Source organism: Burkholderia sp. BCC1977 (genome assembly GCF_905339595.1).
Classification (GTDB): domain Bacteria; phylum Pseudomonadota; class Gammaproteobacteria; order Burkholderiales; family Burkholderiaceae; genus Burkholderia.
Genome location: NZ_CAJPGQ010000042.1, coordinates 1 through 23,114, shown reverse-complemented (window position 1 = coordinate 23,114; position 23,114 = coordinate 1). Strand labels below are relative to the sequence as shown.

The following is a 23,114-nucleotide window of genomic DNA, read 5'->3' as shown; positions in this document are numbered from 1 at the left end:
AAATCGTCAAAGAAAGTCAGTCGATAAAGGCAATGCAGGGGTCATCCGGCCACTCGGCGGATTTTCCGGAAATCCGGAATGTCCGAAGGGGCCGGATGGACAGGGGTGAGTGGGTTCGCGTCGACCGACCGCCGGTCCGATCCTTCGGGCGGCGGTCGCGCGATGCGCGCTCTCGATCAGGCGGGCACGAGAAAACATGAATATCAAAGGCATGGCAGATCAAACCACCGGGTCGCCCGACCCGGTGTCGGCTGTCAGCGTTCGCGATCCGGCGGCGCATGCGGCAGCCCCGGGGGCCGCACGACGTCATCCTCCTCCCGAATGAACCGGGACGACCGGCCTGTCGATCAGGCCGGCAAGCGTCCATCCGGCGTCTGAACGACGCTTTCTCATGAGATTCGAAGTCGCTCCCGGTCGGCGCGACGGCGTCCGCGCGCGTTGGGTCCGTCGCGCACCGCGCGTCTTGCCGCCACCGGGCATCGCGATGCCGGCTTCCATGAATCGATAACCCGCGATCGTCGCGGCGCTGGTCCGACGGACACGCGCGGCGCGCGGTCGTGTGATCGCGACGGCGGTCGCACGAGTCGTGTAGGGCCGTTCGGCAGTTCAGTTAGTCATCCGAAGTGAAGTAACGGAGCGGCGCGAGGTGGCGAAGGCGCGGGTGAAAGCGTGCTTCGCGTGCCGTCGCGTTCGCTGTTGCGTGATTCAGCACACGAGAACCGAGGGAAAACAAGATGAACAAGTCGTTCAAGTCGATCTGGAACGAGGCACTGGGGGCGTGGGTCGCGGCGTCGGAGCTCGATCGCGCGCGCGGCAAGCGCGTCGCGTCGTCGAGCAGCGCGGCCGCGCATGCCGCGGACGAGGGGGCTGCCGCGGGCACGACGTCGTCGCCGCTGTCGCTCCGGCGGCTGACCGCATCGACGGCATTCGCGTATCTCGCGTTGTTCCAGGCAGGCGCGCATGCGCAGTACCAGCCGGATGGCGGTTCCGCGACGGGCGGCGTCACCTCGATATCGATCGGTGTCGGATCGAGTGCCGCGCAGCAGAACTCCACCGCGCTGGGCAACCTGTCGACGGCGGCGGGCGTGTCGGCAACCGCGCTGGGTCCGGGCGCGCACGCAATGGCCGACGGGTCGACGGCGGTCGGCATCAACGCGCAGGCGACTGGCGTCAACAGCGCGGCGATGGGCGTGCAGGCGATTGGATCCGGCAGCTATTCGGTCGCGATCGGCAACCTGTCGAGCTCGACCCAAAGCGGCTCGGTGGCGATCGGCAGCGGTGCGGCGGCGCTCGGCGTGTCCGCGATCGGGCTCGGCAACAATGCAACGGCCTCCGGTCAATATGCGGCCGCGCTCGGCCTCGGGGCGATCGCTTCCGGGACGCAAACTGTCGCGCTCGGCTTTTCGTCCAATGCCACGAATACGGGCGCCGTCGCGCTCGGCAACCAGTCGACGAGTTCGGGCGCGGCCGGCGTTGCCGTGGGCAGCGGCGCACTCGCTTCCGGAAATTCGGCCGTGGCAATGGGCGTGAACAGCGGGGCGAAGGGCACGTCGTCGATTGCCATCGGCTGGGGCGGCACGGCAGGCGTGCCCGGATCGGGTACGGAATCGCTCGGCACCAGTTCGATCGCGATGGGTTCGAACACGACGGCCGGCGCCGACAATGCGCTGGCGTTCGGCCTGAACGCGAATGCGTCGGGCACCAGCTCGATCGCGATGGGCGTGCAGTCGACCGCGACGCAGCAGTTCGGCGTCGCGCTCGGCAATCTCGCGCTCGCGACCGGCACGTCCGCTACCGCGTTGGGGGCCGGCGCGACGGCGTCGGCCCTGAATTCGACGGCGCTCGGTATCAATAGCGTGGCGGCGGCCGCATCCACCGTTGCGTTCGGCAACACCAGTTCCGTTGCCGCGGCGTCGGGTACCGGGTCGATTGCGGGCGGTCACAATTCGAAGGTTCTTGGCGGTACCGGCGCCGTCGCGCTCGGCGAAGGCCAGACCGTGAGCGGCGACGGCGCGGTCGCCATCGGCGATCCGAGCACCGCGATCGGTACCGGCGCGGTGACGATGGGTTCGAACAACACCGCGAACGGCAATGGCGCGGTGGCGATCGGCAATACGAACAATGCGCAGGGAACCGGCTCGCTCGCGTTCGGCAACACGTCGACGGCGGCAGCGGCGGGCGCGGTCGCGTTCGGTGCGTCGGCCGTGGCGAACAACGCCAACGATGTCGCGCTCGGTTCCGGTTCGGTGACGGCCGCGCCGAATCCGACCGCGACCGGGACGATCGGCGGTGTCACGTACAGCTTCAATGGCGTCAACCCGACCAGCGTCGTCAGCGTGGGTGCGGCGGGCAGCGAGCGACAGATCACAAATGTCGCGGCCGGGCGGATCAGTTCGTCGAGCACGGACGCGATCAACGGGTCGCAGCTCGATGCGACGAACCAGGCGGTGACGTCGCTGTCGACGTCGACGTTGTCGAGCATCACTTCGTTGTCGACGGGGTTGTCGTCGGCGAATAGTTCGATTACTTCGTTGTCTACGTCGACTTCGACCGGTATCAGCTCGCTGTCGACGGGCTTGTCGTCGGCGAACAGCGCGATTACGTCGCTGTCCACGTCGACTTCGACGGGTATCAGCTCGTTGTCGACGGGCCTGAGCTCGACGAACAGTTCGGTGACGTCGCTGTCGACATCCACGTCGACGGGTTTGTCTTCGGCGAACAGCGCGATCACGTCGTTGTCCACATCGACGTCGACGGGCATCAGCTCGTTGTCGACCGGCCTCAGCTCGACCAACAGTTCGGTGACGTCCTTGTCGACGTCCACGTCGACGGGTCTGTCTTCGGCGAACAGCGCGATCACGTCGTTGTCCACGTCGACCTCGACGGGCATCAGCTCGTTGTCGACGGGCCTCAGCTCGACCAACAGTTCGGTGACGTCCTTGTCGACGTCCACGTCGACGGGTCTGTCGTCGGCGAATAGCGCGATCACGTCGCTGTCCACGTCGACGTCGACTGGCATCAACTCGTTGTCGACGGGCCTTAGCTCGACCAACAGCTCGGTGACGTCCCTGTCGACCTCCACATCGACGGGGCTGTCATCGGCGAACAGCGCGATTACGTCGCTGTCCACGTCGACGTCGACCGGCATTAACTCGCTTTCCACGGGCCTTAGCTCGACCAACAGCTCGGTGACGTCCCTGTCGACCTCCACATCGACGGGGCTGTCGTCGGCGAACAGCGCGATTACGTCGCTGTCCACGTCGACTTCGACGGGTATCAGCTCGTTGTCGACGGGCCTGAGCTCGACGAACAGTTCGGTGACGTCGCTGTCGACGTCCACGTCGACGGGTTTGTCGTCGGCGAACAGTGCGATCACGTCGTTGTCCACGTCGACCTCGACGGGCATCAGCTCGTTGTCGACCGGCCTGAGCTCGACCAACAGTTCGGTGACGTCCTTGTCGACGTCCACGTCGACGGGTCTGTCGTCTGCGAATAGCGCGATCACGTCGCTGTCCACGTCGACGTCGACTGGCATCAACTCGTTGTCGACGGGCCTGAGCTCGACCAACAGCTCGGTGACGTCCCTGTCGACGTCCACATCGACGGGTCTGTCGTCGGCGAACAGCGCAATTACGTCGTTGTCCACATCGACGTCCACCGGCATCGGCTCGCTGTCTACCGGCCTGAGTTCGACGAACAGCGCGGTAACTTCCCTGTCGACCTCCACGTCGACGGGCTTGTCGTCGGCGAACAGCACGATCACGTCGCTGTCCACGTCTACTTCGACGGGCATCGGCTCCTTGTCGACCGGCCTGAGCTCGACCAACAGTTCGATCACGTCGCTGTCGACGTCGACCTCGACCGTCGTCGGTTCGCTGTCCACCGGCTTGAGCTCGACGAACAGCAACCTGACTTCGCTGTCGACCGCCACGTCGACGAGCATCGGCTCGTTGTCGACCGGCCTGAGCTCGACCACCAGCTCGATCACGTCGCTGTCGACCTCGACGTCGACCACCATCGGCTCACTGTCGACCGGCCTGTCGAGCACGAACAGCAACCTGACCTCACTGTCGACCGCCACGTCGACGGGTATCAGTTCGCTGTCGACGGGCCTGAGCTCGATCGCGAGCAACAACAACAACCTCGGCAACAGCACGGCCGGCGCGATCGGCGGCGGGGCCGCCTACGATCCGACGACCGGCACGATCTCGGCGCCGTCGTACGTGACGTACAACAGCGACGGTTCGACGACGATCAACAACAACGTTGGCTCGGCGATCGACAACATCAACGCGCAGGGCATCAAGTACTTCCACGCGAACTCGACCGCGCCGGACAGCCAGGCGCTCGGCGTCGACAGCGTGGCGATCGGGCCGAACGCCATATCGCGGGTGGACGGCAGCATCGCGCTCGGCTCGGGCTCGGTGGCCGACCGCGCGACGGTGCCGGCATCCGGGACCATCCGCAACGGCACCGCGTCGATCCCGTTCAACACGACGGACCAGACGCTGCTCGGCGCGGTGTCGGTCGGCGACACGACGAGCAGGACGTATCGCCAGATCACCAACGTCGCGGACGGCACGGGCCAGCAGGATGCGGTGACCGTGCGACAGCTGGCCGGCGCATTGCAGTCGTTCGCGGTCACGGGCCAGAAGTACTTCCACGCGAATTCTACGGCGACGGACTCGCTCGCCGTCGGCGCGGAATCGGTCGCGGTGGGGCCGACGACGGTGGTCAACGGCGACAACGGTGTCGGCATCGGCAACGGCGCGATCGTCGACGCGACCGCGCCGGGCGGGATCGCGATCGGGCAGGCCGCGAGTTCCGCGCAGGCCGATGCGATCGCACTCGGCAGCGGCGCGACGGCGACCGGCGCGCAATCCGTCGCACAGGGTGCCAATGCCGCGGCGGTCAGCGTCGGCAGCGTCGCGCTCGGCTCCGGTGCGCGCAGCGACGCGACCGATGCGCTCGCGCTCGGCGCCGGTGCGTCGGCGACGTTCGCGAACAGCGTCGCGCTGGGCGCCGGTTCGCTGACCACGGTCGGCGCGCTGACGAACTACGTCGCGTACGGCCTGAGCAGCCCGCAGTCGTCGGCCGGCGAAGTGAACGTCGGCAACCGGCAGATCACCGGCCTGGCCGCCGGCAAGAACGGCACGGACGCGGTGAACGTGTCGCAACTCGATTCGGTCGCGAACCAGTTGACGACGTTGATCGACCAGCGCACGACCAACCTCGGCGGTTCCTACACGTCGAACCCGTCCGGCGGCAACGTGCCGCCGGGACCGAGCGGTTCGAACTCGTCGGCCGGCGGCTCGGGGGCGGTGGCCTCCGGCTCGAACAGCACGGCGGTCGGCAACAGTTCGACGGCATCCGGCAGCGGCTCGACCGCGATCGGCGTCGGGGCGACCTCGTCGGGCAGCCATTCGGCGGCGATCGGCGCGGGCAGCAACGACGGCGGCCGGTCGAACGTGGTCGCGGTCGGCTCGGCGGATTCGGCGCGGCAGGTCGTCAACGTCGCGGCGGGCACGCAGGGCACCGACGCGGTGAACGTGAACCAGTTGAATGCGGTATCGAACCAGTTCACGCAGTCGCTGAACACGGTCAACAACCAGCTCACGCAGATGCAGCAGCAGATCCAGCAGACCGATTCGATGGCACGTGAGGGGATCGCGGCGACTGCCGCGATGGCGTCGATCCCGCACATGGACCGCGATTCGAACTTCGCGATGGGGGTCGGTACGGCTTCGTTCCAGGGACAGAAGGCCATGGCGGTCGGCATGCAGGCGCGCCTCACGGAGAACCTGAAGGCCACGCTGAACGGCGGTTTCGCCGGCAGCCAGCGCGTCGTCGGCGCGGGCATGTTGTATCAGTGGAAGTGATCCTGCGCAGCGGTTCGCACCGGCACGCGCTGCCGGAGCGGGCCGCGCCGAACGCAAATGCACGCGCATGCGGCCGCGCCATCGCGGCGCACGCGCTGCGCCCATCGCATTCTCGGAGTAATCAAGTGAAAAACATCCATCTTGCACTGCTGGCGTCCGTCGTTTCCCTCGCCGCCTGTTCGAGCGCGTCGGGGCCGACGTACAACGCGTACGAACTGCAGTCGCGCAACGGCATCCGGACCTTCCAGGTCGACTGTCACGGCATCCTGTCGAGTGCGAAGACCTGCATGAAGGTCGCGACGCGCATGTGCGGCAACGAAGCCGTGCGCGTGGTCGATTCCACCACGCCGTACCGCGACGGCGCCGATCCGCACTCGATCGCGTTCCAGTGCGGCGCGGCACCCGCGCCGGGCGCCGCTGCGCCGGCGCCCGCTCCGGTCGAGAAAGTGAGCCTGACCGGCGATGCGTATTTCGCGACCGACTCCGCCGTGCTGACGCCGGCAGCCAGCGCCGCGCTCGACACGTTGCTGAACCAGCAAGGCGACCGGCATTTCTCGCGCGTGGAAGTGGACGGCTATACCGACGCGACCGGCCCGGATGCGCACAACCAGGCGCTGTCGAGGCGCCGGGCCGATGCGGTCGCGGGGTATCTGCGCGAGCACGGGCTGAAGGCCGATGCGTTTGCCGCGACCGGGCATGGCGAAGCCAATCCGGCTGCGTCGAACGATACCGTCGAGGGGCGGGCGCGGAATCGTCGCGTGGAAATCTCGCTGCAGAAGTAGGCCATCGCGACCGGGTTGCCGCACGCGCGGCCGTCGAAGCCGGGCGGTTCGCTTGCGGCAATGGCGCCAACCGCGCACGTGCGCCGAGGCGAAAGGAAACCCGCGGCGCAGCGGGGGGCGGCGTCGCCGGTTGCCGTCCCGTCGACGACGGTGCAGCACGGCGACATGCGGCGACATGCGGCGCGGCCATGAGCGGTGGCGCGAACGTCGACGCGATGCGCGGATTCGAGCACCTACAATGGAGGCGTCCGTCGGCCCGCGCTTCGCCATCACGTTGGCGACGAGCAGGCCGACTCACCCGCGACCCTCCAAGGCCAACATGGAAATCAAATGGATCGAGGATTTCCTCGCGCTCGCGCAATATCAGAGCTTTTCCCGCGCGGCTGAATTTCGCAACGTCACGCAGTCGGGCTTCAGCCGCCGTATCCAGTCGCTCGAGCAGTGGATCGGCGCCGAACTGATCGACCGCAGCAGCTTTCCGCCGGTGCTGACGCCGGCGGGGCGCCTGTTTCGCGAGACGGCCGAAGACGTGCTCAGCCGCCTGTTCGACACGCGGGCCATCATCCGCACCGAGCAGCGGATCGCCGGCAAGAGCCTGCAGATCGCCGCGGGCCACACGATCGCGCTGAGCTTCCTGCCGGCCTGGCTCAAGGCGCTCGCCCCGCATTTCGGCGAAGTGCGGGCGCGCGTCATTCCGACCAATGTCCACGACTCGATCCTGATGCTCGTCAACGGCAACTGCGAGCTGATGTTTGCGTATCACCATCCCGAGCTGCCGCTCCATCTCGACCCCGCGAAGTACGAACACCTGACGGTGGGCCTCGACACGCTGATGCCGGCGTGCCGGCCGAACCGGCGATCGGGGCCCGCGTTCCGCCTGCCCGGAACGAAGCAGAATCCGCTGCCGCTGATTACCTATACGGAAACCAGCTACTTCGGCCGCTGTCTCGCGCTGCTGCTCGGCCGCGCACCGGATGCACCGGCCTTGCAGCTGCATTACGAGTCCGACATGGCCGAAGTGCTCAAGAAGCTCGTGATGGAAGGCGAGGGCGTCGCGTGGCTACCCCGGAGCGCGATCGCCGAGGAACTGGCGGCCGGCGAACTCGTACCGGCCGGGCCGGCGGCGTGGAACCTGGAAGTCGAGCTGCGCGTGTATCGCGACGTGTCCAATCGCAGCGAATTCCTGGACACGCTCTGGCAGCATCTGCGCGCGGCGCCTTCCCGGCTCGGCTGAGTCAGGGTTTTCCCGCCTTATGCGGGACTCGCATACCGCCATGTTGCACCGGCATCACGGTTTTTTCGACCGTCCCTACCATTCGTTCCAACGGCAAATGCGACGCGTGACCGGCGTCGCACCGCCTTCTTCGCAGCGCTCGCCGCCGTCCGGCGGCCGGGCGCCACCCAAGGACGAATGGATATGAAAAATCGCCTTACCCTGAGCATTGCAGTCGGCATGATCCTCGGTGTCGTCGCCGGTTATGCGTGCCACGCCAACATCACGGACCCGGCCACGCTCAAGACGATCGCCGGCTACTTCTCGATCGTCACCGACATCTTCCTGCGCCTGATCAAGATGATCATCGCGCCGCTGGTGTTCGTGACGCTCGTGTCCGGCCTGGCCGGCATGGACAGCGGCGAGGACGTCGGCCGCATCGGCCTGCGCTCGATCGGCTGGTTCATCTGCGCGTCGCTGATTTCGCTGAGTCTCGGCCTCGTGATGGCCAATGCGCTGCAGCCGGGCGCCGGCCTGAACCTCACGGAGAGCGCCGGCGAGGTCAACACCGGACTGAATACCGCCGCGCTGAACGCCCGGGACGTGATCACGCATGCGTTTCCGACCAGCCTGCTCGATGCGATGGCGCGCAACGACATCCTGCAGATCCTGGTGTTCTCGATCTTTCTCGGCATCGCGCTGAGTGCGTTGAAGCGCGACAAGCGGGTCGGCGTCGTGATCCAGTCGATCGACGGGATGGTGCCGGTGATGCTGCGCCTGACGAACTACGTGATGCGCGCGGCGCCGCTCGGCGTATTCGGCGCGATCGCTTCGTCGGTCACGCTGCGCGGGCTCGACGTGATCTACACGTATGGAAAGCTGATCGGTGCGTTCTATCTCGGCTTGCTGGTCCTCTGGGCGATCCTGATCGGCGTCGGCTACGTGTTCCTCGGGCGGCGCGTCGGGAGCCTGCTGAAGGCCGTGCGCGAGCCCGCGCTGATCGCGTTCTCGACCGCCAGCAGCGAGGCCGCCTATCCGCGCCTGACCGAGCAGCTCGAGCGGTTCGGCGTCGACAAGAAGGTGGTGGGCTTCACGCTGCCGCTGGGTTACGCGTTCAACCTCGACGGCTCGATGATGTATCAGGCGTTCGCGGCGATCTTCATCGCGCAGGCGTTCGGCGTGCACATGCCGCTGTCGGAGCAGGTGTTCATGCTGCTGGTGCTGATGTTGAGCAGCAAGGGCATGGCGAGCGTGCCGCGCGGCTCGGTGGTCGTGGTCGCGGCGGTCGCGCCGATGTTCCATCTGCCGGTGGCCGGCGTCGCGATGGTCCTGGCGATCGACCAGCTCCTCGACATGGGCCGCACGATGACGAACGTGATCGGCAACAGCGTGGCGACGGCGGTGATCGCGAAGTGGGAGAGCCGGCGCGCCGCGACGTCGGAAGGCGCGGCACTCGACCAGCCGGAGCTGAACGCATGATGCGCACGGATAGCGTGAATGCCCGGCGAAAGTTCGGCGTGGTCGGCGGCCTGGGGCCGCTCGGCAGTGCCGACGTGTTCTTCAAGATGGTGAAGGCGACGCCTGCGTCGTCCGACGAGGAACACGTCGAGATGATCTTCGAGCAATACCCGTTCAAGGGCTCGGGGTCGGGCAGCGCGGCGACGATCGAACGCAAGCTGTATGTGTTCGACATGATCCGGGCGTTCGAGACGCGCGGTGTGACGACGGTCGTGCTGCCCTGTTTCCTGAGTCACACGTTCATCGACGAGCTGAAGGCGAATACGCGCCTGCCGATCGTCGATATCGTCGAAGCCGTTCGTTACCACGTGCGGCGCAAGTACCCGGATGCGACGCGCATCGGCGTGCTGGCTTCCGACTATGTGCGGGACAAACGACTCTTCGATGCGTATTTCCCGTCACCGCAATTCGAAGTCGTTCATCCGCGGACGCACGACGGGATCGACCTCGTCACGGAGGCCATCTACGGTGCCGACGGCATCAAGCGCGGCAATCTGCGGGGCCGGCCGGTCGAACTGTTGCGCCGCGCATGCGAGGATCTGGCCGATCAGGGCGTGCAGGTCATCGTTCCCGCGCTAACCGAGATCGCGCTGGTCGCGAACGAAATCGGCCCGCAGCGCGTGCCGCTCGTGGATTCGAACCTGGCGTATGCGCAGTACGCGATGACCGGGCAGCCGGGTGCGCATGCGGCGCCGTTCAAGATCGGCGTGGTCGGCGGCGTCGGGCCGGCCGCGACGGTCGATTTCCTGGACAAGATCGTGCGCAACACGCCGGCGTCGCGCGATCAGGAACACATCAAGCTGCTGGTCGAACAGAATCCGCAGATTCCCGATCGAACCGAGAACCTGGTGGGCACCGGCGCGGACCCGACGATCTCGTTGTACGCGACCTGCAAGAAGCTCGAGGACGGCGATGCCGACGTCATCGCGATTCCGTGCAACACCGCGCATGCGTTCGTCGAGCGGATTCAGCCGTACCTCGGCATTCCGATCGTCAACATGCTGACCGTCACGGTCGCCTACCTGCGCGACACCTATCCGGCGCTGCGGGAGGTCGGGGTGCTCGCGACGTCCGGCACGATCGAAAGCGGTGTCTATGAAAGGGCGCTGGCGTCGCAAGGGCTTCGGCAAGTGGCGCCGACGCCGGCGTTGCAGGCGCGCGTGATGGACGCGATCTACGGGAAGCAGGGCGTCAAGGCCGGCTTCAGGACCGGGCAGTGCGAGGCGGATATCGGTGCCGCCATCGACGCATTGATCGCCGACGGCGTGAGCGTGATCGTGCTCGGCTGTACGGAACTGCCGATCCTGCTTCCGGGCGGTGAATATGTCGCGCGGAACGGGGCGCGGGCGACGCTCGTCGACCCGACCGACGTGCTCGCCCGCACGTGCATCGCGTATGCGACGGCGGGCGGCGGCTGAGCCGGATTCTGTTTTGGGGCGGGCGGCGATGATCCGGTTGACGCGGTCGGGTTCGGCGCGCGGTTCAGGCGTCTCGGCGTGGCATCAGGTTCTGCCGGTGTCGCCGGCGCCCGGCCCGGTCGCGCGCGTGACGAAATGGCGTCCGGATGCGGGTGCCGCTGCGTAATCCTTGTACGAGGAAAAGGCATGGTTCAGCAACCGCGCCGCGCCCGAGATTCTTGCGGCGGCGGTCGGCGCGCCCAGGACCACCGCGAACACGCGGCGCTTCATCGCCGGCGCTTCCTGCGGCCGGCTCGCGGTCGCGACGATGCAATATCCGGCGGCCGCGGTGTGTCCCGTCTTGAGGCCGTCCACGGACGGATCCATGCCCAGCAGCCAGTTCTTGTTCCGCTTCTCGAACTTTCCGTAGGAGAAGTGCTGCTCGGACGAGTACCCGTAGTATTCCGGGAAGTCCCGGGTAAGGCGGAGTGCCAGCATCGACAGATCGCGAGCGGTCGAATGGTTGCCCGGCGTCGTGATGCCCGACGGCGTCGTGAAACGGGTGTGCTGCATGCCGATCTGCCGCGCGGTGTCGTTCATCAACTGCTCGAAGCCGGAGAGCGAGCCGCCGACCCGTTCGGCCAGAACCAGCGCCGCATCGTTCGCCGACGCGACGATCAGTCCCTGGACCAGGTTTCGGACCGCGACGCGCTGTCCGGGGACCAGATACATCCGGGCTTCGTCGTTGCCGATTTCCGCGACGGAGGACGTGCCGACCGTCACCTGCTCGTCGCGGTTCAGCGTGCCGCTGCGCAAGGCGCGGAGGACGACGTACGCGGTCATGAGCTTGGTGAGCGAGGCGGGTTGACGTTCCGCGTCCGCGTTGTGCTCGGTCAGGATCTGTCCGGATTCGCCGTCGACGACGAGCCATGATGCGGCCTGAATGGTCGGGGGGGCGGGTGCGGGCGCGGCTTCGGCTGCCGCTGCCAGACCGGCGGTAACGCCGGCCAGCAGGAGGGGGAGGCGGAGAAGGGAATGGAATCGTCGGGGCGTATGCCGCATAAGCTGCATGGGGATGTGAGTCGTGACGGGAGGCGTCTGGCGCGACGTCGCGCGACAGGATGCGCGGCCGCCGATCATAAGCGACGCCGCGACCCGCGTGATGCCGCGTCGGCATGGCGTGATGCGTGCGCGGCATACAGGCTCGAACGCGCGGGCCGCACGACGTCGCGACGCGTACCCGCCGAGTGTCGTTCAGCGTGCGCTGTCGATGATCGCGCCGCCGTCCGGCGTAAGGCTGTAGCCCGTCAGGAACTGGGCGTCCTGGCTGGCGAGGAACAGGACGACCGGCGCGATGTCGTCGTCGGGCGTGCCGAAACGACCCAGCGGATTGGTCGGCGGCGGCACGTTGGCGTTTTCGTCCCACGTTTGCGCCAACGGCAGCACGTTGTTGACCGTGATCCGGTCGGCGGCCCATTCGCGCGCGGCGGTCCTCGTCAGCGCACGCACCGCTTCCTTCGCCATGTTGTACGGCCCGTAGCCCGCGAGACCCATGACACCGGCCATCGAGCCGAAATTGATCACGCGGCCCGCGCCGCTCGCTTTCAGGTGCGGGTAGGCCGCCTGCATCATCCTCAGGTATGCGATGGGCCCCAGATCGAAGTTGCGTTGCAGCTTGTCCACCGACAACTCGGCGATCGACGAGAACGGCGCGGACGGATCGAACGCATTGTTCACGAGTATGTCGATGCCGCCGCACGTCGTGGCGATCGTGTCGACGGCCGCGGTGATCTGGTCGACGCTGCCGAGATCGCAAGGGACGCCGAGCGCATGGCCGCCGGCGGCCTCGATGTCGGCGACGACCGCATCGACATTGGCCGGCGTGAGCGACACGACCGCTACCGTTGCGCCTTCGGCGGCGAACCGTTTCGCGGTGGCGCGTCCGATTCCCCGGCCGGCGCCCGTGACGACGGCAATTTTCCCGCTGAGTCGGGCCATGATGTTCTCCTTCAGCTGACGGTTGCGTGACGGATCGCCGCGACGATGCCGTACGGCGACGGGATGTCGCGCGCCGCGTTTTGCGTGGCGAATGAAACGACGAGACAGACGAGGGCGACCGCTGCCGGCAGTGCGCCGCGCGGCTGGCGAACACTGATGTGCGCCAGTGCGGATAGCAGCAGGTGATAGAAGATGCCCGCGTACGCGAGATCGCTGGGCGCGACGCCGACACGTGTCAGGATGGCCGCGACGGCGGCGATCTTCGCGACGGTCAGGAGCGGCACGAGATAAGCGGGATAGCCTAATCCGACGAGGATTCTGCGCACCCCTTCCCGCTTGACGATGTAGAGCGTCGCGGACGCGAGATAGAGCAGCGACAGCAATGCGGTGCTGAGCCAGTATGCGAAATTTTCGGTCATTTGTTGCGGGTTCCTGAGTTTCTTCGTGATCGACTTGGTGCAAGGATGTCGTCTAAGATGAACGCCCGCAAGTAGGATGATTTTCTGTCTGTTGGTATGGAAAAGATGACTAATGACGCCGACGAAGTGAACATGCATGACGAAATGCGGCGCGCATTCGCGCTGCTTTCCGGCAAGTGGAAGCTGGAGATCATGTGGCTGCTCGATCAGCGCGTCTATCGGTTCGGAGAGCTACGCAAAGCGATTCCCGGCATCACGCAGCACATGCTGACGGCGCAGTTGCGCGAGCTGGAAGCGGACGGCCTGATTACCCGCACGGTGTTCGCGGAAGTGCCGCCGCGGGTCGAATACGCAATCACCGCCAAGGCGCGTGGCCTCGGGCCGACCATGGCGGCGTTGACGGCGTGGTGGAACGAGTATGGGCGAACCGTGCCGGCGAAGCCGCCGGGGCGCGGGCGCAAAGCCGATCCCGCCAAGGCGAAGCCGGAGTGATCGGTTGCGTATTCCCGCATTCGCGCCCGTTCATGGAAAACTGTATGAATATACAGTATAGTATCCGTCGAACTCGAGCTGCGCGGGCATGACCCGTGCGGCACGTGCGCCGCGCCTGCGGGCATCCGCCGCAGCGTTCCGGCACCGTGATTCCGGCTAACTCATTCAGACGGGCAGGCAAATTGTCATCCAGCAATCTGATCCGCATTCGCGGAGCACGTCAGCACAACCTCAAGAACCTCGATCTCGACCTGCGCACCGGCGAAATGACGGTCGTCACCGGCCCGTCGGGCTCCGGCAAGTCGAGCCTCGTGTTCGACACGCTGTACGCGGAAGGCCAGCGGCGCTACGTCGAAACCTTCAGCGCGTATGCGCGGCAGTTCCTCGACCGGATGGACCGCCCGCAGGTCGAGCGCGTCGACGGCGTGCCGCCCGCGATCGCGATCGACCAGACCAACCCGGTCCGCAGTTCGCGTTCGACGGTCGGCACGATGACCGAGCTCAACGATCACCTGAAGCTGCTGTATGCGCGCGCGGCCGAGCTGTTCGACCGCCAGACCGCGCGGCAGGTGCGGCATGACACGCCCGAGACGATCTACGCGGAACTCGTCGAGCGCACGCGCGCCGGCGATCCGCGCGTCGTCGTCACGTTCCCGGTCGAGCTGCCGGAAAGCGCATCCGAGGACGAAGTCGCGCAGTGGCTGTCCGCGAGCGGCTACACGCGCGTGCAGGCGCAGCGCGAAGTCGCGTCGCCCACCGGCCCGCGCAAGCTGCTCGACGTGGTGGCCGACCGCTTCCGCGTGCAGCAGGCCGACAAGGTGCGCGTGGTCGAGGCGATCGAGGCGTCGCTGAAGCGCGGCGGCGGCCGCGTGAACGTCTACGTGCTGGCGGCGGAAGCGGAGAACGCGCTGGCCGAGCCGCAGGTGTGGCGCTTCTCCACCGGGCTGCACGATCCGGACAGCGACCTGCGCTACGCGGAGCCGCAAGCGGCGATGTTCTCGTTCAACTCGGCCTACGGTGCGTGCGAAACCTGCCGCGGCTTCGGCCGCGTGATCGGTGTCGATCTCGGCCTCGTGATCCCCGACGCGCGCAAGACGCTGCGCGGCGGCGCGATCAAGCCGATGCAGACGCCCGCGTGGAAGGAATGCCAGGACGACCTGATGCGCTACGCGGCGAAGGCCGACATCCGGCGCGACACGCCGTGGTCCGACCTGACCGACGCCGAGCGCGACTGGGTGATCAACGGCTCGCCGGACTGGAACGGCAAGTGGCAGAGCCAGTGGTACGGCGTGAAACGCTTCTTCGGCTATCTCGAATCGAAGGCGTACAAGATGCATATCCGCGTGCTGCTGTCGAAGTACCGCAGCTACACGCCGTGCGAGGTCTGCGGCGGTGCGCGCCTGAAGACGGAATCACTGCAGTGGCGGCTCGGCTCGAAGGCGAACGCCGATACGGTGCTCGCGCCCGCCGATCGCTTCATGCCGCGCGGCGTCGACTGGACGCGCGCGCAGCTCGAGGCGCTGCCGGGCCTGACGGTGCACGACCTGATGCTGCTGCCGATCGAGCGTATCCGCCGTTTCTTCGACGCAGTGAGCCTGCCGAGCGCGCTGCTCGACGATGCGCTGAAGCTGCTGCTCGCCGAGGTGCGCACGCGCCTGAAATACCTGTGCGACGTGGGGCTCGGCTACCTGACGCTCGACCGGCAGAGCCGCACGCTGTCGGGCGGCGAGGTGCAGCGGATCAACCTGACCACCGCGCTCGGCACGTCGCTCACGAAAACGCTGTTCGTGCTCGACGAGCCGAGCATCGGTCTGCATCCGCGCGACCTCACGCGGATCGTCGAGGCGATGAAGCGGCTGCGCGACGCGGGCAATACGCTGGTGGTCGTCGAGCACGATCCATCGGTGATGCTCGCGGCCGACCGGCTGATCGACATGGGCCCCGGCCCCGGCGAGCGCGGCGGCACGATCGTCTACGACGGCACGCCGGGCGACATCCGCTCCGCGCGCACGCTGACGGGCGAATATCTCGGCGGCCGCAAGCACGTCGCGCATGCGTCGAACTGGGCGCGCCGCCCGGTGGACGCGAACACGCCGCGGATCGTGCTCGAAGGCGCGACCGAGCACAACCTGCGCGACGTGACGGTCGAGATTCCGCTGCAGCGGCTCGTCTGCGTGACCGGCGTGTCGGGTTCCGGCAAGTCGACGCTGCTGCAGGACGTGCTCTATCCGGCGATGGCGCGCCACCACGGCAAGGCGACCGAGTCGCCGGGCGCGTTCCGCACGCTCGCGGGTGCCGACCAGGTCGGCGACGTCGTGTTCGTCGACCAGTCGCCGATCGGCAAGACCACGCGCTCGAACCCGGCCAGCTACGTTGGCGCGTTCGACGAGATCCGCAAGCTGTTCGCGAAGGCGCCGCTCGCGCTGCAACGCGGCTACGGCGCCGGCACGTTCAGCTTCAACTCGGGCGACGGCCGTTGCCCGACCTGCGGCGGCTCGGGCTTCGAGCATATCGAGATGCAGTTCCTGAGCGACGTCTACCTGCGTTGCCCGGATTGCGACGGCAGCCGCTATCGCGCGGAGATTCTCGAAGTGCGGATCGAGCGCGACGGCCGCGCGCTGAACATCGCCGACGTGCTCGACCTGACCGTCAGCGAGGCGGCCGCGTTCTTCGCGACCGACGCGGAGGTGCTGCGCGTGCTGCAGCCGATCGTCGACGTCGGCCTTGAATACGTGAAGCTCGGCCAGCCGGTGCCGACACTGTCGGGCGGCGAGGCGCAGCGGCTGAAGCTGGCCGGCTTCCTGGCCGAATCGGCGGCGGCCGCCGGCGGGCGCCGGGTCGTCAGCGAAGAGGCGCGCATCGCGCGCGCGAAGCTGTTCATGTTCGACGAGCCCACCACCGGGCTGCACTTCGACGACATCGCGAAGCTGATGCAGGCGTTCGGCAAGCTGCTCGCGGCCGGCCATTCGCTGATCGTGATCGAGCACAACCTCGACGTGATCCGCGCGGCCGACTGGCTGATCGATCTCGGCCCGGAAGGCGGCGACGGCGGCGGCCTCGTGCTGTGCGCGGGCACGCCCGACGACGTGAAGGCCTGCGCGGCATCGCATACCGGCGTCGCGCTGCTGCAGTACGACCGCGCGATGGACGGCGAAGCCGCGCTCGCGGACGAAGGCGTGCCGCTGCAGGCGGTGCTGAACGCCGCCCGCGAGCGGCGCGCGATCGAGGGCGAGGACGTCGTGCGGATCGTCAACGCACGCGAGCACAACCTGAAGGCGCTCGATGTCGACATCCCGCACGGCAAGTTCAACGTGATCACCGGCGTGTCGGGTTCCGGCAAGTCGACGCTCGCGTTCGACATCCTGTTCCACGAAGGCCAGCGCCGCTACCTCGAATCGCTGAACGCGTATGCGCGCTCGATCGTGCAGCCGGCCGGGCGGCCGGAAGTCGATGCGGTGTACGGCATTCCGCCGACGGTGGCGATCGAGCAGCGGCTGTCGCGCGGCGGCCGCAAGAGCACGGTCGCGACCACGTCCGAAGTCTGGCACTTCCTGCGGCTGCTGTATGTGAAGCTCGGCCTGCAGCATTGCATCCACGACGGCACGCCCGTCACGTCGCAAACCGTCGAATCGATCGCCGCGCAGCTGCTGCGCGATCATCGCGGCGAGCACGTCGGGCTGCTCGCGCCGCTCGTCGTCAACCGCAAGGGCGTCTATACCGACCTCGCGAAGTGGGCGAAGGCGCGCGGCAGCACGCATCTGCGCGTCGACGGCGAGTTCGTCACGGTCGATCCGTGGCCGAAGCTCGATCGCTTCCGCGAGCACACGATCGAGTTGCCGGTGGCCGATCTCGTCGTGTCGCCGGACAACGAGGCCGAGTTGCGGCGGCTGCTCGACGAGACGCTCGAGCTCGGCAAGGGCGTGATGCACCTGCTCGCGCCGCTCGACGGGCTGCACCACGCGATGCAGAACGACCATTCGACCGCGCGCGTCGGCGAGGTCAAGGTGCTGTCGGTCAAGCGCGCGTGCCCGGTGTGCGGCACGAGCTACCCGGAACTCGATCCGCGGATGTTCTCGTACAACAGCAAGCACGGCTGGTGCACGACCTGCGTCGGCACCGGCGTCACGCTCACGCGCGAACAGCGCGCGGCGTATGACGACACCGTGCTCGCCGGTGACGATCGCGGCCGCGAGCAGACTTTGCCGTCGGACGAGCAGGAGCCGGAAGGCGTCGGCAACGAGCCGTGCCCGGATTGCGGCGGCACGCGCCTGAACCCGTCCGCGCGCGCGGTCACGTTCGACGCGCATCCGATCGTCGAGGTCGCGCAGTGGACGGTGTCCGATACGCGCCGCTGGATCGACGCACTGGAACTGACCGGGCGCGATGCGCAGATCGCGCGCGACATCGTCAGCGAGATCGGCAGCCGCCTCGCGTTTCTCGAGGAAGTCGGGCTCGGCTACCTGAGCCTCGATCGCGCGGCGCCGAGCCTGTCGGGCGGCGAAGCGCAGCGCATCCGGCTCGCGGCGCAGCTCGGCAGCAACCTGCAGGGCGTGTGCTACGTGCTCGACGAGCCGACGATCGGCCTGCATCCGCGCGACAACCAGATCCTGCTGGACGCACTGCGCAAGCTCGGCGACAAGGGCAACACGCTCGTCGTCGTCGAGCATGATGAAGACACGATTCGCCGTGCCGACCACATCATCGACGTCGGCCCGGGCGCCGGCAAGCGCGGCGGCACGCTGGTCGCCGAAGGCGCGGTCGCGGATCTGGCCGCGCAGCCGGATTCGGTCACGGGCCGCCTGCTCGCGCAGCCGATGACGCACCCGCTGCAGCCGCGCCGTGCGGTGAGCCTGCCGGGCAGGAAGGGCGCACCGGCCGTGCCGGAGGGCTGGCTGGCCGTGCATGGCGCGACGCTGCACAACCTGCGTGACGTCACCGTCGGCATTCCGCTCGCACGGCTCGTCGCGGTGACGGGCGTCAGCGGCTCGGGCAAGTCGACGCTCGCGCGCGACGTGCTGATGACGAACCTGCTCGACGCGGTCGGCCGCTCGGTGCTGTCGTCGCCGGCCACGCGGCGCGCGCGCAAGGCCGCGCAGCAGGACGCACCGGCCACCAACCGCCGTTCGAGCGTGCTCGCGCGCAGCGCGCCGCGGCCGTCGCTGAACGTCACGCATGCGTGGCAGGGTTGCGCATCGCTGAGCGGCTGGGAGCAGATCGACCGCGTGCTCGAAGTCGACCAGACGCCGATCGGCAAGACGCCGCGCTCGTGTCCGGCCACCTACATCGGCGTGTGGGACACGATCCGCAAGCTGTTCGCCGATACGCTGGAAGCGCGTGCGCGCGGCTACACGGCGTCGCGTTTCTCGTTCAACACCGGCGACGGGCGTTGCCCGGCCTGTGAAGGGCAAGGCGTGCGCACGATCGGGATGAGTTTCCTGCCCGACGTGAAGGTGCCGTGCGACGTGTGCCACGGGCAGCGCTTCAACCCGGAGACGCTCGCGGTCACGTGGCGCGGCCGGAACATCGGCGACGTGCTGACGATGGAAATCGACGAAGCGGTGGAATTTTTCGCGCCGATTTCGAACATCGCGCATCCGCTGCAGTTGATGAAGGACGTCGGCCTCGGCTACCTGACGCTCGGCCAGCCGTCGCCGACGCTGTCCGGCGGCGAGGCGCAGCGGATCAAGCTCGTCACCGAGCTCACGAAGGTGCGCGACGACATCACGCGGCGCGGCCAGAAGGCGCCGCACACGCTCTACGTGCTCGACGAGCCGACGGTCGGCCTGCACATGGCCGACGTCGCGAAGCTGATCCGCGTGCTGCACCGGCTGGTCGACGGCGGGCATAGCGTCGTGGTGATCGAGCACGACCTCGACGTGATCGCGGAAGCCGACTGGATCATCGATCTCGGTCCGGAAGGCGGCGTGGGCGGCGGCACGATCGTCGCGGCGGCGCCGCCGGAAGGGCTCGTGCAGGTGAAGGCGAGCCATACCGGGCAGGCGTTGAAGCCCGTGCTGGCGCGAACGGCGACGGAAGACGGTGAAGCCGATCGGCAGGGGGAAGCGCGGGTCGGTTGAACGCGGTGCTGCCGGTGAGCGGCCCCGGTGCCTGAGCAGGCACCGGGGCCGCTTTTACATTCGTCCGTGCGATCGGCTGGTACGACGTCCCGTCAACCGGGCAAACAGCGTGAACGCATGGCTGCGTCGAATATCGTGGCGGGACGAGTCGCGGCTGCCCGGCAACGGCGGTGACGCCGGCGAATCACGAACGACAGGAACGGCTTCTCCTGATCGAGCGGAAGACGGCTGCGCAATCTCATTCGCCCTTGACGCCGATCGTCTCGATGATGGTCTCCAGTTGCGGGCTCATCGGCAGGTTGAGGCTCATGCCCGACGGAAGCGGACGCAGGAACCAGCGCTTGTACTGGCGCGTGATCTCGCCGTCGACGGCCAGCTCCACGAACGTGCTCTTCACGACCTGCGCGAGCTGCGGATCGTCCTTGCGGAACATGATTCCGTACGGGTCGTACGACAGGAAATCGCCGACCACGTCGTATGTGCCGCCCTTGCCCGCGTTCTCGGCAATCAGGCCGTACAGCAGCACGTCGTCCGTCGCGAACGCATCGGCCCGGCCGCTCGCGACGAGCGCGAAGCCCTGCGCATGGTCCGGCACCACCTGCAGCTGGATCCCGAGCCTGAACCGCTCGTCCAGGTCGCGCAGCGCCTTCTCGTTGGTCGTACCGGCCGTCACCGCGACTTTCTTGCCCGCGAGATCGCGGAACGAGCGGATCGGCGAGCCTCGTTTCACCATCACCTTCGTGCCGGCGACGAAGATGATCGGCGAGAACGCCACGCGCTTCTGGCGCTCCAGGTTGCTCGTCGTGGAGCCGCATTCCAGGTCGACCGTGCCGCCGACCACCGCGTCGATGCGGTTGTCGGGCGTGACCGGCACCCAGCGGATCGTCAGGCTCTTGTTGACCGCATCCTCGATCGACGCCACGAGCGCCTTGCAGAGCTCGATCGAATACCCGATCGGCTGGTTGCGCGCATTCAGGTACGAGAACGGTATCGACGCGTCGCGATAGCCGAGCGCGATCGTGCCGCTGCTGCGCACCTTCGCGAGCGTACCGGTCAGCCGGGCCGGCGCGAACGGCTCGACGCGCGTCGGCGTGGACGGTGCATCTTCCGCGTGCGCGGTTGCGCCCGCGGCAAGCAGGCCCGCTAGCGCGAGCGCACGCCAGAATCGCTGCATCTTCATCGCCGGGCCCCCGTCAGACGTCCGCCGGATGTGCGATCGTCGCGTCCTGTTCCGCTTCGATGCGCGCCAGGTTGGCCTCGGCTTCCGCCTCCGACATGAGCTGGCCTTCCCACTTCGCGACCACCGCGCTCGCAATCGAATTGCCCACCGCGTTGGTGGCCGAGCGGCCCATGTCGAGGAACGTGTCGACGCCGAGGATCAGCAGCAGCCCGGCCTCCGGAAGCCCGAACTGGTGCAGCGTGGCGGCGATCACGACGAGCGATGCGCGCGGCACGCCGGCCATTCCCTTCGACGTGAGCATCAGGACCAGCAGCATCGTGATCTGCGTGCCGATCGACAGGTGGATGTTGTACGCCTGCGCGATGAACAGCGCCGCGAACGTGCAGTACATCATCGAACCGTCGAGGTTGAACGAATAGCCCATCGGCATCACGAAGCTCGAAATCCTGCGTTGCACGCCGAACCGGTCGAGCGCATCGAGGATCTTCGGATAAGCGGCTTCGGAGCTGGCCGTCGCGAACGACAGCATGAACGCTTCCTTGATCAGCGCCAGCAGCTTGAACACGCGTCGCCCGAGGAACGCCAGCCCGGCACAGACGAGCAAGGCCCAGAGCAGGAACAGGCTGACGTAGAAGTCGCCCATGAACACCGCGAACTTCAGCAGTACCGACAGCCCGTTGACCGCGACGGTCGCGGCCATCGCGGCCATCACCGCGAGCGGCGCGAGCTTCATCACGTAGCCGGTGATCTTGAGCATCACGTGCGACAGCTGGTCGATCGCGGCGACGAGGATCTTGCCGCGCTCGCCGAGCGCCGACAGCGCGACGCCGAAGAACATCGAGAACACGACGATCTGCAGGATTTCGTTATTGCTCATCGCCTCGGCGAACGACCTCGGCACCATGTGGCCGACGAAATCCTTGAGCGTGAACTTGGACGTCGCGAGGTTCGCCGATGCGCCGATATCCGGCAGCGGCAAGCCGAGATTGTCGCCGGGCCGCAGCAGGTTCGCCATGAACAGCCCGAGCAGCAGCGAGACCAGCGACGCGGTGATGAACCAGCCGATCGATTTCGCGAACACGCGTCCGACCGATGCCGCGTCGCCCATGTGCGCGATGCCGACGACCAGCGTGGAGAAGACGAGCGGCCCGATCACCATCTTGATCAGGCGCAGGAACACGTCGGAGACGAGCGAGATGTAACCGGCGATTTCGGTGGTGGCCTTTTTGTCGGGAAAGCTCGTGAAGATCATGTAGCCGATCACGATGCCGGCCACCATCGCGATCAGGATCCAGACGGCTGCCGCATTCTTTTTTCGCATCGTGAGCCTCCCATGCACCGGTTCTGCAATCGGCGATGCAACGACGATACAGGACCAGAATGGCGGTGAACAGTGCAACCGGGTCCGGGTTTGCGCTAGCGCCGCGTCGCGACCGGTTTTCCGGTAACGATTGCGCCGGTGGCGCCCCTCGGGGCCAGAGACGGTGCAACCCGAAATTCGACTATTCGAATGGTGCGGAGCAGCACATGGCCGGTGATGGGGCCACGGGGGCCCTTCCAATCGCGGGGTGTCGTGGCAGGCATGCGAACCGGGACCCAGCAGGCTCGTGCCGAAATCGCACGGCTGCGCCGCCAGCCGGACGATTTCGTCGGTCAGCGAAGGGACGCGTTCCGCACGCTGCGGCGCGACGCGACGCAGCGCACGGGCGGCCGCGCCGAACGCGTCCGCACGATCTCCAGCGCCCCGCACGCGACCCGGTGCGAGACGCAGGCCGTCAGCGGAGCGCTGACGCTCGGCTCCGACAGCGTCAGGCGCGATCAGGTTGTTGCTCGTCGGCACGCACTGCATCGCAACACGATGTTCGTGCAGAAGGCGCGTGTACGGATGCCTCGCACAAGCGGTACGGGAAGACGAGAAACACGGCTTGATCGTCCGCGAACGTGTTGCCTCGAGCCTGTATTCGGGGCGGATGCTGAGACCGTTCGTCGTTCGCATCCGGCGCCGGAATACGCGTGGCGCAATAGGTTCGGGCTATGACCGGCAGAGTCAATCGATAGTTGTCGGCGTAAGGGTTTCCGCGTGTAATGGCCTGCGAAACCGGATGATGCCAACGACTCGATGGAGGAGCAGCGCGTGAAGATCGTGGTAGCAGTGAAAC

General features: G+C 67.2%; 12 protein-coding genes. 7 read left to right on the top strand and 5 right to left on the bottom strand.

Translation table 11 applies throughout. The features are described from left to right. The first annotated feature begins 734 nt into the window (after positions 1–734). The 5 genes from U5771_RS27535 to U5771_RS27505 all read left to right on the top strand — a co-directional run bounded on the left by U5771_RS27535 (position 735) and on the right by U5771_RS27505 (position 10,810). Positions 735–5,879: a YadA-like family protein gene (locus U5771_RS27535; RefSeq protein ID WP_415859438.1), complete on the top strand. Its 5,145-nt coding sequence runs from the start codon at positions 735–737 to the stop codon at positions 5,877–5,879. A gap of 125 nt (positions 5,880–6,004) precedes the next feature. Continuing rightward, complete coding sequence (locus tag U5771_RS27520) at positions 6,005–6,661, top strand: OmpA family protein (protein WP_322026900.1); 657 nt, start codon at positions 6,005–6,007, stop codon at positions 6,659–6,661. A 319-nt stretch (positions 6,662–6,980) separates the two neighbouring features. Next, positions 6,981–7,895, top strand: coding sequence for a LysR substrate-binding domain-containing protein (locus U5771_RS27515; protein ID WP_322026899.1), 915 nt, complete (start codon positions 6,981–6,983; stop codon positions 7,893–7,895). A 183-nt stretch (positions 7,896–8,078) separates the two neighbouring features. Continuing rightward, positions 8,079–9,353 carry a dicarboxylate/amino acid:cation symporter gene (locus U5771_RS27510; protein WP_322026898.1) on the top strand — a complete coding sequence of 425 codons (1,275 nt, stop codon included), beginning with the start codon at positions 8,079–8,081 and terminating at the stop codon, positions 9,351–9,353. Then, on the top strand, positions 9,350–10,810 hold the full coding sequence (locus U5771_RS27505) for an amino acid racemase (RefSeq protein WP_415859437.1): 1,461 nt from the start codon (positions 9,350–9,352) through the stop codon (positions 10,808–10,810). The genes U5771_RS27510 and U5771_RS27505 overlap by 4 nt, the downstream gene beginning before the upstream one ends. 84 nt (positions 10,811–10,894) lie before the next feature. On the opposite strand, the gene U5771_RS27500 is transcribed toward U5771_RS27505, so the two are convergent. The 3 genes from U5771_RS27500 to U5771_RS27490 all read right to left on the bottom strand — a co-directional run bounded on the left by U5771_RS27500 (position 10,895) and on the right by U5771_RS27490 (position 13,344). Next, on the bottom strand, positions 10,895–11,860 hold the full coding sequence (locus tag U5771_RS27500; RefSeq protein WP_322026897.1) for a D-alanyl-D-alanine carboxypeptidase family protein: 966 nt from the start codon (positions 11,858–11,860) through the stop codon (positions 10,895–10,897). 183 nt (positions 11,861–12,043) lie between these two features. Then, on the bottom strand, positions 12,044–12,787 hold the full coding sequence (locus U5771_RS27495; RefSeq protein ID WP_322026896.1) for an SDR family oxidoreductase: 744 nt from the start codon (positions 12,785–12,787) through the stop codon (positions 12,044–12,046). Between the two features lie 11 nt (positions 12,788–12,798). After that, a complete protein-coding gene (locus tag U5771_RS27490; RefSeq protein ID WP_322026895.1) occupies positions 12,799–13,344 on the bottom strand; it encodes a DoxX family protein in 546 nt (181 codons plus the stop codon). Here U5771_RS27490 and U5771_RS27485 point away from each other — a divergent pair. Next, positions 13,303–13,698, top strand: a complete 396-nt coding sequence (locus U5771_RS27485; protein WP_322026894.1) for a helix-turn-helix domain-containing protein — start codon at positions 13,303–13,305, stop codon at positions 13,696–13,698. The genes U5771_RS27490 and U5771_RS27485 overlap by 42 nt on opposite strands. A gap of 182 nt (positions 13,699–13,880) precedes the next feature. Beyond that, on the top strand, positions 13,881–19,775 hold the full coding sequence (gene uvrA, locus U5771_RS27480) for an excinuclease ABC subunit UvrA (RefSeq protein ID WP_322026893.1): 5,895 nt from the start codon (positions 13,881–13,883) through the stop codon (positions 19,773–19,775). Between the two features lie 238 nt (positions 19,776–20,013). Here uvrA and U5771_RS27475 read toward each other — a convergent pair whose 3' ends face one another. Both U5771_RS27475 and U5771_RS27470 read right to left on the bottom strand, forming a co-directional pair. After that, the gene (locus U5771_RS27475; RefSeq protein ID WP_322026892.1) at positions 20,014–20,955 is read right to left on the bottom strand and encodes an amino acid ABC transporter substrate-binding protein; all 942 of its coding nucleotides are present in this window, start codon (positions 20,953–20,955) and stop codon (positions 20,014–20,016) included. Between the two features lie 13 nt (positions 20,956–20,968). Continuing rightward, positions 20,969–22,276 carry a dicarboxylate/amino acid:cation symporter gene (locus U5771_RS27470; RefSeq protein WP_322026891.1) on the bottom strand — a complete coding sequence of 436 codons (1,308 nt, stop codon included), beginning with the start codon at positions 22,274–22,276 and terminating at the stop codon, positions 20,969–20,971. Positions 22,277–23,114: the final 838 nt, after the last annotated feature.